At 45.7% G+C, this 12,431-nt stretch carries 15 protein-coding genes; 14 read left to right on the forward strand and 1 reads right to left on the reverse strand.

What is annotated here, in order from left to right:
- Positions 1 to 121: 121 nt before the first annotated feature.
- Positions 122 to 1,063, forward strand: a complete 942-nt coding sequence (locus H7U37_RS01750; RefSeq protein WP_204873119.1) for a DUF3825 domain-containing protein — start codon at positions 122 to 124, stop codon at positions 1,061 to 1,063.
- Between the two features lie 459 nt (positions 1,064 to 1,522).
- Here H7U37_RS01750 and H7U37_RS01755 read toward each other — a convergent pair whose 3' ends face one another.
- Positions 1,523 to 2,011, reverse strand: a complete 489-nt coding sequence (locus H7U37_RS01755) for a helix-turn-helix domain-containing protein (protein ID WP_195416649.1) — start codon at positions 2,009 to 2,011, stop codon at positions 1,523 to 1,525.
- Positions 2,012 to 2,314: 303 nt separating this feature from the next.
- On the opposite strand from H7U37_RS01755, the gene H7U37_RS01760 reads away from it, so the two are divergent.
- The 13 genes from H7U37_RS01760 (at position 2,315) to H7U37_RS01820 (ending at position 12,385) form a co-directional block, all read left to right on the forward strand.
- The gene (locus H7U37_RS01760) at positions 2,315 to 2,518 is read left to right on the forward strand and encodes a MerR family transcriptional regulator (protein ID WP_087236778.1); all 204 of its coding nucleotides are present in this window, start codon (positions 2,315 to 2,317) and stop codon (positions 2,516 to 2,518) included.
- Between the two features lie 2 nt (positions 2,519 to 2,520).
- Positions 2,521 to 3,603 carry a site-specific integrase gene (locus H7U37_RS01765; RefSeq protein WP_204873121.1) on the forward strand — a complete coding sequence of 361 codons (1,083 nt, stop codon included), beginning with the start codon at positions 2,521 to 2,523 and terminating at the stop codon, positions 3,601 to 3,603.
- Positions 3,604 to 3,607: 4 nt separating this feature from the next.
- Positions 3,608 to 3,943 carry a plasmid mobilization protein gene (locus H7U37_RS01770; RefSeq protein WP_204873122.1) on the forward strand — a complete coding sequence of 112 codons (336 nt, stop codon included), beginning with the start codon at positions 3,608 to 3,610 and terminating at the stop codon, positions 3,941 to 3,943.
- Positions 3,933 to 5,090, forward strand: coding sequence for an AAA family ATPase (locus tag H7U37_RS01775; protein WP_204873123.1), 1,158 nt, complete (start codon positions 3,933 to 3,935; stop codon positions 5,088 to 5,090). The genes H7U37_RS01770 and H7U37_RS01775 overlap by 11 nt, the downstream gene beginning before the upstream one ends.
- A 78-nt stretch (positions 5,091 to 5,168) precedes the next feature.
- The gene (locus H7U37_RS01780) at positions 5,169 to 5,408 is read left to right on the forward strand and encodes a complexin-2 (protein WP_207751923.1); all 240 of its coding nucleotides are present in this window, start codon (positions 5,169 to 5,171) and stop codon (positions 5,406 to 5,408) included.
- A gap of 466 nt (positions 5,409 to 5,874) precedes the next feature.
- Positions 5,875 to 6,120 (forward strand): DUF6061 family protein, encoded by a 246-nt coding sequence (locus H7U37_RS01785; RefSeq protein ID WP_204873124.1) that lies wholly within the window; start codon positions 5,875 to 5,877, stop codon positions 6,118 to 6,120.
- A gap of 145 nt (positions 6,121 to 6,265) precedes the next feature.
- Positions 6,266 to 6,850 (forward strand): restriction endonuclease subunit S, encoded by a 585-nt coding sequence (locus H7U37_RS01790; RefSeq protein WP_036629924.1) that lies wholly within the window; start codon positions 6,266 to 6,268, stop codon positions 6,848 to 6,850.
- A complete protein-coding gene (locus H7U37_RS01795) occupies positions 6,847 to 8,382 on the forward strand; it encodes a type I restriction-modification system subunit M (RefSeq protein ID WP_338049744.1) in 1,536 nt (511 codons plus the stop codon). Before H7U37_RS01790 ends, H7U37_RS01795 begins: the two co-directional genes overlap by 4 nt.
- A 15-nt stretch (positions 8,383 to 8,397) precedes the next feature.
- The gene (locus H7U37_RS01800; RefSeq protein ID WP_087380780.1) at positions 8,398 to 9,240 is read left to right on the forward strand and encodes a ComEC/Rec2 family competence protein; all 843 of its coding nucleotides are present in this window, start codon (positions 8,398 to 8,400) and stop codon (positions 9,238 to 9,240) included.
- Positions 9,240 to 9,737: a hypothetical protein gene (locus H7U37_RS01805; RefSeq protein ID WP_204873125.1), complete on the forward strand. Its 498-nt coding sequence runs from the start codon at positions 9,240 to 9,242 to the stop codon at positions 9,735 to 9,737. The genes H7U37_RS01800 and H7U37_RS01805 overlap by 1 nt, the downstream gene beginning before the upstream one ends.
- A gap of 149 nt (positions 9,738 to 9,886) precedes the next feature.
- Positions 9,887 to 10,291, forward strand: coding sequence for a hypothetical protein (locus tag H7U37_RS01810; RefSeq protein ID WP_204873126.1), 405 nt, complete (start codon positions 9,887 to 9,889; stop codon positions 10,289 to 10,291).
- A gap of 11 nt (positions 10,292 to 10,302) precedes the next feature.
- A complete protein-coding gene (locus H7U37_RS01815) occupies positions 10,303 to 11,550 on the forward strand; it encodes a restriction endonuclease subunit S (protein WP_204873127.1) in 1,248 nt (415 codons plus the stop codon).
- A 10-nt stretch (positions 11,551 to 11,560) separates the two neighbouring features.
- Positions 11,561 to 12,385 carry an HAD family hydrolase gene (locus H7U37_RS01820; RefSeq protein WP_204873129.1) on the forward strand — a complete coding sequence of 275 codons (825 nt, stop codon included), beginning with the start codon at positions 11,561 to 11,563 and terminating at the stop codon, positions 12,383 to 12,385.
- Positions 12,386 to 12,431: the final 46 nt, after the last annotated feature.

Below are 12,431 nucleotides of genomic sequence, written 5' to 3' on the forward strand. Positions count from 1 at the left end.
CATTGCGGTCCATTTTCCCGCGCTCCAGCATCTCTCTCACCACCTACTCCTATTTTAACTCTCTTAAACGAAAAAGCCCAGCTTTCGCTGGACTTTTTCGACAGGCTCATTTAAATGGGCCATGATACCGTCAAGTAAAATTGAAGAATTATCAAAGTTAGCTCTTGAGGAAAAATGGTATTATGGAGAAAGAACTTCGAATGAATCTAATGACCTTCCAATTTTGAGGAATTACTTGGCATATACTTTCAAACGGTTGTGTTATGAAAACAAAATTGTGATTGGAATGGATACAGAACGCAATGAAGAGTATGCAGCCTTTAACACTGGCCTTGTGGATAAAAAATATGAATATATCTATGCCTTGTTCAAGAAAAATTCTCAAAATACAAAATACTATTGGTATCTACTTGATTTTGTTGTAGCAGGTGAAGATATTGGAAAAACTCTGATAAAGGTGTTTAATCCTCTGCCAGAAAGGGCAAATTATTTTGAAAATAAAATACAAAATATGCTGTACGATACCACTACAGGTGATTTGTCATGTGACTATACTCACATTATAACTGAACGCACTGAACGGTTACCTTTGGAATTCCTTAGGGAAAATTGTTCCGAGGACTTTTTATGTGTTGATGGTGTCAACATTGACGATATATATTATACAGGAGTGAAAAACCCTGCAAGAAAGGCATATTTTGTGTCTTTAGGTTTCAAAATTAAGTGCACACCAAGAGTTCTTAATCGCTTGAAAAATCGCATTTCGGATGCAGTAGATTTGGCATTAAAAAGAGTGGAGTGGAATTATAAAACGGCTATCCCGATGTATTACCCAACAAAAAACACCGGCTCTTTGCTTCTCCCCCTATCCTTGGTAGATGAAGATCATGTGGATTTGGCGCTAGTGGTAGAACGGCAGACATCTGGAGCATACCAAGGTCAAACCATTTTGCCGCTCGATCTTGCATATAATAATAGTAGACTGGTGACACGCCCTGATAGCGATTGGCTGAAAACAGACATTGTACAAAATGAAGATATAGACGAAAATTGCGATGAATGATTCATTATATAAAGGCGCATATATTAACTATATACATAGAAAGCATATTTTTTCTGGCAACACCATGGCAACAAAAAATCAGATAGCCCCTACTATCTGAATAATGAAAATAACGCCAATACCCTGAACTAAATCCCATAAGCAAATCTGTTTAGAAAATTTCTGACAGGAGCGAGTGGGAATAAGCAAAAAGTGGATATGAGGGTCCGCAAACCCGCATAAACACTGGGTTTTTGATTTTCAGATTCCCCATTTGATAGCAGATTGATAGCACCCATCAAAAACCGATTTGTTTTGGAATTTTGGGTGGCTTGCGAATACGCAGGATTTTTGTTCTAAGAGAAAAGGTCTAACTGATTTTTGCTGATCAGTTAGACCTTTTTTATTTTGCTCTCATTTATCTGAATTTTCTGATTTTGCGCAACAAACGGCCTCTCCCGTGGCCTACAAGTGAGAGGGTCAGATCAGCCCCTCCGGCGGCACCTTGGCGTGGATCTGGCTGCTGTCGTGCTCCGGGTAGTGGTAACGCCAGCGGTCATAGTCCTCCTGGGAAATCTCTCCGGTCTCCAGCTTGGCGGCCTGTTCCCGCCAGGCCCAGAGCATCTCGTGCAGCCGGGCAGCATCTTTGTTTTTACGGAAATCTACCTGCAAGGCAAGCTCACCATCTTGCTCCGTGATCTTCAAACCGTAGTTGTCCTCCAGGGTAAACAGGGTGTGCATGAGCCCCACATAGGAGTCTATATCCGGGACGGAGAGTGCATGGGGCGAGACATCCAGTACCTGCGCCAGGGCAGCAGTCAAGTCTGCCTTAGGGGTTCTTGATCCTGTTTCGTACTGTGCCAGGCGCACATCTGCGGACTTCTCCGGGAAGCCCAGCGCCATACCGAGATATTTCTGTGTCATCCCCCGCAGGAGACGGAAAAAGTGAATCCGTTCGCCAATCGCCATACATCCAGCTCCCATCTATGGTTGTTCTTATATGCAACATAGCATATTTGTTTAGGATTGTCAAGACAATCTAAGCAAATTTATTTAATAATTTTTCTTCTAAAAGGCTTGAACTAAGCTTATATGTATAGTATTATAAGGATACTAAGCGGATAAGCTTAGATAATATAGCCCATCAAATGGCCCGCCAGATTTTTGGTTGCGAAACGGAGAAAAAGTGGCGGACATAAGTAAGGAGGCATTTATGAGACACAACATCCGCAAGCAGCAGTCACCAACAACAAGGAAAGGAAGGTATTTATTATGGCAAACCAGATTTTTATGCGCGTCAATGAAGTGGCCGAGGAGCTGGGGGTATCCGTGCCCTACGCCTACAAGCTCATCCGGCAGATGAACGAAGAACTGGCGAAAACCGGCTGCATCACGATTTCCGGGCGGATCGACCGCAAGTTCTTCCACGAGAAGTTTTACGGAACCAGAACCGAGACGGCGAGAAAGGGGGAGTAATTATGGCAGCGTTCAAGAACAAGGACAACGGCACCTGGTATGTGCAGTTCCGCTACACCGACTGGAAGGGTGAGCGCCAGCAGAAGCTCAAAAGGGGGTTTGCCACCAAGCGAGAGGCGCTGGAATGGGAACGGGAGTTCCTGATGGAGAAACAGGCCGATGTGAACATGACCTTCGAGAGCTTCGTTGCTCTCTATGAGAGGGATATTAAGCCCAAGCTGAAGCTCAATACCTGGCTTACCAAGGAGAGCATCATGAAAAAGAAGATCCTACCCTATTTTGCCAAGCGGAAGCTGTCGGAGATCACGGCCAAGGACATTATGCGCTGGCAGAATGAGATCCGGGAAATGCGGGACTGTCACGGCAAACCTCTGTCCAAAACCTACCTGAAAACGGTTCACAATCAGCTCAGCGCCATTTTCAACCACGCTGCCCGGTTTTACGGTCTGAATATCAACCCGGCCCGGCAGGCGGGCAACATGGGGGCGGAGGAGCGGAAGGAAATGCTGTTCTGGACCCGGGAGGAGTACACTAAGTTTTCCGAGGCCATGATGGATAAGCCGTTGTCCTTCTACGCCTTTGAGGTGCTTTACTGGTGCGGTATCCGGGAGGGTGAGCTGCTGGCCCTGACCCCGGCGGACTTCGATTTTGAGAAGCGCACCCTCACCATCAATAAGTCCTATCAGCGGCTCAACAAGCAGGATGTCATTACCACCCCCAAGACACCAAAGAGCAACCGGGTGATTCAGATGCCCCAGTTTCTCTGTGACGAGCTTCAGGACTACCTTAAGCAGCTCTATGGCGTGGAGCCGGACAGCCGGATGTTCCCCATCAGCAAAAGCTATCTTCACCGGGAAATGGACCGTGGCTGTAAGCAAACAGGGGTGAAAAGGATTCGCATACACGATTTGAGACATAGCCACATCAGTTTGTTGATCGACATGGGCTTTACCGCCCTGGCCATCGCGGAGCGTGTGGGGCATGAGAGCATCGACATCACCTACCGTTACGCTCATCTGTTCCCCACCCGACAGGTAGAAATGGCCGACAAGCTGGATTCACTGAAGAATGAGAAAGGAGTATAAGAAAATGTCCAAGAAGAACTATGACAACCACAACCGCTGGAGAAACAAGGCGGTGGCCTTCCGGGTGTCGGCGGAGGAAGATCTTCAGCTGGAAACCCTGGTGAAGCTCACCGGCCTGACCAAGCAGGACTACATCATCCGGCGGCTGCTGGAACGGGATGTGGTGGTCCAGGGCAACCCCAGGGTCTACAAGGCCCTGCGGGACCAGCTGGCCGCTGTGCTGGACGAGCTACGCCGGATCGAGGCTGGACAGGACGTGAGCGACGATCTGCTGGACACCATCCGTATGATTGCCACCATTATGAACGGAATGCAAGAGGATTTCGCCTATGATCGATGAAAAAAAGAAAATGACCGCCCAAGGCTCATCTGTTGGCGCAGATGATGGGCAGTCAATCTCCAAATCTTATGAAAATAGTATACCCACTTCCGGGGAAGAAATCAACGATGAAATTGTAAATTCCCCGGAAAGCCTGGAAGAAGTGTACCGAAGGATGCAGCGTATGGCAGACCCTCGATACCTGCATACGCTCACCATGACGGAGCTATTCCAGACCGCCTATATGAGCAGGCCGCCGGTGGCGGAAGGGCTGCTTTACGCAGGGGCATATATCCTTGCCGGAGCGCCCAAAATCGGCAAGTCCTTTCTGGTGGCTCAGATCGCCTACCATATCAGCACCGGGCAGGACTTGTGGGGCTATAAAGTCCACCAGGGAACAGTGCTCTACCTCGCACTGGAAGATGATTTTCAGCGCATCCAGAGCCGGATGTTTATGATGTATGGCGTGAATGACACTCCCAATCTCCACTTTGCCACCACGGCCGGAAAAATTGGGAACGGGCTGGACGAACAGCTGGAAAACTTCATGCAGGAGTACCCGGACACCAAACTCATTATTATCGACACCATGCAGAAGATCCGGGAAGTTAGTGGTGAAGCATACAGCTACGCCAGTGACTACGAGATCATTGGCAGGATCAAACAGTTTGCCGATCAGCACGGTATTTGTGTGCTGACTGTCCACCACACTCGGAAGCAGCAGGCAGACGATTCCTTTGAGACGATTTCCGGCACCACCGGGCTGCTGGGCTGTGCGGACGGTTCCCTGCTGATGCAGAAGAAAAAACGCACGGAACTGGACGCTACCATCAAGGTGGTGGGACGAGATCAGCCGGACCAGATCCTCTACTTGAAGAAGGACCCTCAAACCCAGATCTGGAACCTGGAACACATGGAAAACGAGCTGTATAAAGAGCCGCCGGACCCGGTACTGGAAGCGATCGCAAAGTTGGTAAAGGAACCCTGGAGCGGCAGCCCCACAGAGCTGGTTTCTTTCCTGCAAATCGATATGCTGCCGAACACCCTGACCAAACACCTGAATGTCAATTCGGGACGTCTGCTGTTGGAGTATAATATCCAGTATACGAACTCTCGTATCCATGCAGGGCGAAGGATTAAACTGACTCCTGTTTCGGAAAAAGCGTGACGATGGTGACGGTCGTGACGGTGATTTTGATGGTGTGTAAAGCACCGTCACCATCGTCACGACCGTCACAGGAGGAAAATGGATATAAAAAGTGTACAAATTCCCTATGAGCTTTTTGTGGCTTTGGTGGAGTACCATCTGGCCTACGATGATGACTGTGTCGAAGAAATCCGCCAGGGTCTGGAACAGAAATTGGATGCACTGGTGCGGCATGAGCTGTATGCAAAATATAAGACTGCGCCCACCGCAGAAGAACGGGAACAGGCCCGGAAGGAATACCTGGACAAGCGTGGAGTGTTCCCGGATTTTCGGTGGTGAGATAGGTTTCCGTTCGGACTAATTTTACCGTTGCGATTAGCACAAAAGTTTTTCCTTGTCGGCAGGGACAGGAGCGTGTCACGCTCCTGTTTTTGCTGGCAGAGGGAAATAGGTGGCTACTGTTTCGGACAAGGAATTCCCGCTTTGAAAAGCCTATTATAGAGGATTTTCCTTGCTGAAAGGTATTTCGGATGGGGTGGTATTTTGCCACCTCATTTTCCAAGGAAAGCTTTATTTTAGGGTATATCATATTAGCAAAAGGGGTAGACAAAAAAGCGCTCGCAGAACGCGTAGCCACAGAATAAAATTCTGTGTTCAATGGGGGCTTGGGGACGCTGCCCTCAACAAGCAGTTTGTGGCAAATGGATAGCCACAAGCATTGCTTGCCGGAAACTAAAACAGTCGTAATGCTGCTTGTATCGCTGCACAAAATCGTCTACAATTCAAATATCAGGAGGTAACGACTATGAGAAAGATTGTATCCTGTGAGTTTAACATGGACACCGCCTGCGTGGAGCTGTGTTTGGAGGACGGAACGCTACTCTCCATCGACTGCACCGCCGTGGAAAATGAGGTAGCGAACAGTATGTACCAGCGGTCGGAGTTGGACTGGCTGATCTACAATGATCCACTGGCCTATGCCGAGCTGATTTTGAACGGTAACATCGCCAACTACCTAAAAAGCGTCAGTTATATGAACGATAAAAGTTAATCCCACTAGGCATAAGTTATTTTTGAACCATGACAATTTTTATTGTTGACAAATCCGACTGGCTGGCATATAATGGGAATAGTTCAAAAACAAATTTTTTAGAATGCGTCTGTTATTTATCGGCCATGACAAAAGAGGTGAAAGGATGAAATTGCAGGACCTTGCGAGTGTTCGCAGCGGCTTGGTCTTGTCGAGGAAACAGGCCAAAGAGCCAAGTGAGTATAGATATCCCTTGATTAATCTACGGTGTATTCAGCAGGAAGGGACAATTCAATTGAAAGAGGCCGATATCTATGAAGCAAAAGAACCGCTGAAAGAAGAATACCTCTCGCAAAGCGGAGATATCATTGTCCGCCTTACAGCTCCCTATACAGCAGTTCTGATTGATGAAACTACATCTGGAATGGTGGTTTCCTCAAACTTTGTAGTGATTCGAGTTGAAGATAAGAGCCTGTTGCCAGAGTATCTTTTTTGGTTGCTGAATACAGAAAAGATAAAACGAAAAATTTATGAGAATGCAACCAGTAATATGCTTGGCGCAGTTAACGCAAGATTTTTAGCTGACTTTGAATTGGCCCTTCTTTCCGTGGAGGATCAACGTAAAATCGCCCAGTTCAATCTGCTGGCCAAAAGAGAGCGCCAATTACTTAGGATGTTGGCAGATGAAAAAGAAAAGTATTATGCCGGTGTACTGAATCAGGCGTACAAAAGAGCAAAGAAAGGGAAATGAAGATGACAACCAGAAAAGATATTGAACAGGTCCTGTGGAACGCCTGTGATAGTTTCCGCGGCAAGATCGACAGTTCCCGCTATAAAGACTATATCCTCTCCATGTTGTTCGTAAAGTACCTCAGCGATGTTTCCAAAGAGAGACGCGAATGGTATATCAAACAGTATGACGGGGATATGCGCCGGGTGGAACGGGCCATGAGCCGGGAACGCTTTGCAATAGACGAGCAGTCCACCTTCGACTATCTCTATGCCAACCGGAACGACGCTGAAATCGGCCAGAAAATCAATGTGGCACTGAACCACATCGAAGAACACAACAGCGGAAAGCTGCGAAATGTATTCCGGGCCATCGATTTCAACTCCCAAGTGGATTTTGGTGAACCCAAAGAGAAGAACTCTACCCTGCGCAACTTGCTGGAGGATTTCAATGGCCTGGATCTGCGGCCCAGTCAGTTGGGTTCCGCCGATATCATCGGAGATGCCTATGAATACATGATTGCCATGTTCGCCTCTGATGCCGGAAAGAAGGGCGGGGAGTTTTTCACGCCAAGCCAGGTTTCTGAGCTGGTGGCCTCTCTGGTGCAGCCCAAGGAGAACGATCGAATCTACGACCCCACCTGCGGCAGCGGCGGTTTGTTGCTGAAAGCCTATAAAAAAGTACCCAGTGGCAAGGTGGCTATCTATGGCCAGGAGCTCAACGCTCAGACCTGGGCTCTCTGCACTATGAATATGTTCCTGCACGGTGTGGATGACGCCAGAATTTGGCAGGGCGATACCCTCTCCAATCCTCAGAATGTTGAGGATGATGATTTGATGAGCTTCCAGGTGGTGGTGGCAAATCCGCCGTTCAGTCTGGACAAGTGGGACAGCGGATTCCTCTCGGAGGCCGAAGCGGACAGCAAAGGCAAGAAGAAAATGTCCGCTGAACTGGACCCTTATCACCGTTTTAATTGGGGTGTTCCTCCCACTTCCAAAGGCGACTACGCCTTTGTGTTGCACATGCTTTCCAGCCTGGATGCGGAAAACGGCCGCATGGCGGTGGTGCTGCCTCATGGTGTTCTGTTTCGTGGAGCCAGCGAGGGAAAAATTCGCCGTCAGCTGGTAGAGATGAATCTGCTGGATGCAGTCATTGGCCTCCCTGCCAACCTGTTTTACGGCACCGGTATTCCGGCTTGTATCCTGGTATTCAAGAAGAACCGCACCTGCCGGGATGTACTATTCATCGACGCCTCTGGGGACGGGAACTTCGAAAAGAGTAAGAACCAGAACATTCTACGGGACAGCGACATCACCCGCATTGTCAACGCCTATCAAGCACGACAGAACGAGGATAAGTATAGCTATGTGGCCTCCTTCGACGAGATCAAGGAGAACGACTTCAACTTGAATATCCCCCGGTATGTGGATACCTTTGAGGAAGAAGAACTGGTGGATATTGAAGAGGTACAGCGGAACATTGCTAATATTGAGGCAGAACTGGCTGAAGTACAGGCGCAGATGGCAAAGTACTTGGAAGAATTAGGACTATAAGGGGAAGAAAATTATATGAAAATCATTTTTTATGATGTGGAACATGGGAGTTGTTGCCATATTATTACTCCCAACGGTAAACATATTCTGATTGATGTCGGGTCTAAGTCCGACTCCAGTATTGTTGACTATATTAACCGTAAATATTATTTCGGATACGGTGGCTACATTGATGAGCTAATTATTACTCATCCCCACGAAGATCACATTTATGATTTGCCTAAACTTTACAGAACACTTCCACCCAGAGTGTTATATCGTCCAAAAGCGGCATTTGATATTGTGCCTGCGTTAGATTCTGCAATCCACAGACAAATTGCGGATTGTGCAAATCAAATGAACCGATCGTACAATCAACCTGTTTCTGAAGAGCATGTGCCTACTAATGATTTTACTAATGGTGGAGTCCATTTCGACATTATTGAACCAGATGAAAGATGGTGTACGAAAAAGGATATAAATACTTTCTCGTGCATTATTGTTCTGTCATATAACGGCTATAAGTTTGTACTTACTGGAGACAATCCAGCTAATATTCTTTATGATATGGTGACTACCAACTATCAAAATATTTGTGAAAAAATAAGAGACGCCACAGTTCTATTAGCACCGCATCACGGACGCTCTAACGAGTTTTGTCCCGAGTTTTTTGGTTGCGTTAACCCACAATTGACAGTTGTATCAGATAAGTCGATTATGCATGGAACACAGGGGGACACATCTAAACTTTATAAGGGGCGGGGCGCACACTTATACGGACAGGATAGGTATGTATTGACTACCCGAAACGATGGTACGATTTCTTTTGATGTAGATAAAGGAAGTTGCATTGTGTCTTTTAATCAAGGAGGGTACTAATGGAAGTTAAAGTGCCGTTCTATAACATTTTGAATATGTTTTTGACTGGTCTGGTATTTATCGGCGGATGTTTAATCATCTTTCCGGATACTGCCGTTGCATTATTCAACAGCGACATAATCGAAAACCTTGGAGCGGGGCCCGAAATTGTAGTCACTATTTGTACATTTGCGGTTGCATACGAAGTTGGATTGATTATCAACCGCACTGGATCAGTTGTTCTTGAGCCTTTGCTTAAAAGGACTAAACTGATTCCGTTTAATGATAACTACACATTATTTAACCAGAAGAAAAAGGAATATCCCATTATGAACACCTTGTCCAGAGAATATGCCCTATCCCGTACAGGGGTTGTCCTTTTTCTGTCACTGCTTATCTTGTCTGCGGTTGAAGGAAAGTGCTCTTTGGTGGCTATATGTGCTGTCATAACAGGGATTTACTTCCTGTCCTGCAGAAAACATGCCGGGAAAATAGTTGAACTTATGCAGAATGGGTGATTGCTGTGGTTCAACTATTGAAGGCTTTAGAAAATTTGGGAATTTGAAGCAGGTTGTAGACAAATTTTGTTGATGGAGACAACAGAAGTACATGGATGAGTTGGCCACAGATATGATGCGGCCGAAAGAACGAGGTGTGGTCAATAAAAATGGATTATATTAACTTGAGTGATTTGGCGGGCAAAATACCGAAATTGGACATGCCCAATTTGCCCCCAATCGATCCTCCGTCCCTCGGTTATAAGATTCCTCATATGGAGACGATTGATCCAGAAGATACCATTATGGGGGATATCAAACATAAGATCCAGGAACAAAATGAGCTGGCAGCAAAACAAATCGAGGTCTTGGTTCAGCAAAATCAATTGTTGTCAGATAATTACAACAAACTAAAAGATATGTACGATGCACAGGAACGCGCTTATCAAGAAAGTAGAGAGGATTTAAAAAGTAGTAGGATTTTTAATCGCTGGATGATGGTCATTGCCGTTATAGCAATGCTGGCTGCTATTGCCAGCCCTATCGTGACCATTCTTGTAAGTAATCCGCAGTAAGGGGGGATGGTATGAAACCGGAAATTAAACAGCGTATCGAGCAAATCCACCAGAGTGAAATTCCTGAGGCATATAAAAAAACAAAAGCAGGTATTCTCCCTAGCGATTGGGATGTGTATATGCTTGGAGATTGCCTCAGCCGTGTGGAGAGACCGGTGGAGGTTAAGCCTAACGAATTGTACACGCAAATCGGTATCCGTTCCCATGGAAAAGGCCTCTTCTATAAAGAACCCGTTACAGGTGCAGCGCTGGGAAACAAGGCGGTCTTTTGGATTGAGCCGGACTGCTTTATAGTGAATATTGTTTTCGCATGGGAACAGGCAATCGGAAAGACCACACAATCTGAAGTAGGAATGATTGGATCTCACCGTTTTCCGATGTACCGCCCTGTAAACGATAGAGTTGATATCGATTACCTCATTTCTTATTTTTTGACAAAGCGGGGAACCGATATTCTGGAGGCAGCATCTCCTGGAGGAGCAGGTCGAAACAAAACACTGGGACAAGATCGCTTTTTGAAAAGTAAAATCGTACTGCCTCCCATTGAAGACCAACAAAAAATTGCTGCTATCCTCACCACCCAAGACAGAGTGATTGAACTGAAAGAAAAGCGCCTTGCCGAGAAGCAGCGACAGAAAAAGTATCTCATGCAGCAGCTTTTGACAGGCAAAAAGCGTCTGCCGGGGTTTAATGGAGCGTGGAAGGCGGATCGTTTGGGTAAGTTGTTTCTTGAACGCAAAGAAACAAACTGTGAAGGCTTACAGATGCTGGCCATTACAGGAACCCAAGGTATCATTCCAAGAAAAGAGTTAGATTTGAAAGACAATTCCAGCGAGGACAAATCAAAATATTTGAGAGTTTGCGTTGGGGATATTGGATATAACACAATGCGGATGTGGCAGGGGGTTTCAGCATATTCCAACTATGAAGGTATTGTTAGTCCGGCCTATACAATTTTGAAGCCAAGTTTATCAATTAATACAAAATACTTTGCATATCTTTTCAAAATGCCAGAGATTGTTTTCATGTTTTATCGTTTCTCTCAGGGCTTAGTAGACGACACTCGCAACCTGAAATATGAGAATTTTAAGAAAATCAAGGTTTGCTATCCACCGGATATGAAAGAACAAACCGCCATTGCCGAAGTCCTTTCTGCCGCTGACCGGGAAATTGAACTGCTCCGACAGGATATTGAACAGGAAAAACAAAAGAAAAAAGCCCTGATGCAGCTTTTGCTGACGGGTATTGTGAGGGTTTAAGGAGGTAACTATGAAACAGCCTATCGTTGCCATTATGTATGATTTTGATAAAACGCTTTGTACAAAAGACATGCAGGAATATGCTTTCATCCCCGCGTTAGGTATGAGCTCCTCTATGTTTTGGGGTGAAGTTAACGCGATGACTGACTCTGAGGAAATGGATAACATCTTAGCCTATATGTATAAAATGGTTGAAAAAGCAAAGGAAAAGAAAGTTACTATTACACGAGATACTTTTCGGGAAATGGGAAGTAAAGTTGAATACTTTGACGGCGTAAAAACATGGTTCGAACGAATCAACGCTTATGCAGAAAAGATAGGTGTACGAGTAGAGCATTACATCGTTTCCTCTGGTATCAAAGAAATTATTGAAGGAACCGAAATTGCACATTTTTTCAAAAAGATCTATGCGTGTGAATTTATGTATGATTATACTGGTTCCATTCAGTGGCCTAAGTTTGCCGTAAATTACACTGCAAAAACTCAATTCCTGTTCCGAATCAATAAAGGAGTACTTACGATTGACAGTAAAAGTGCAGACAAATTGAATCGTTTTACACCTGAAAATGAGCGCCGTGTGCCCTTCCGCAATATGATTTATATCGGAGATGGTCTGACCGATGTCCCCTGTATGAAACTCGTAAAATCGAATGGTGGACAGTCTATTGCTGTGTTTGACCAAGAAAAAGGGAAAGATGCTGCTGAAGCTTTGAAAAAAGCTGAGAGAGTTAATTTCATTACAGCAGCGGATTATGGACCAGGGAGTGACATGGAGATCATTGTCCAAGCAATTCTAAAAAAAATTCAAGCTGTAGAAGAAATGCAATCTTACTGATGGAGAATACAGCGAGGCGGGATTTCCCGTCCCGCTATTCCTGCTT

The sequence above is a fragment of the Pseudoflavonifractor phocaeensis genome (assembly GCF_016901735.1).
Lineage (GTDB): Bacteria > Bacillota > Clostridia > Oscillospirales > Oscillospiraceae > Pseudoflavonifractor_A.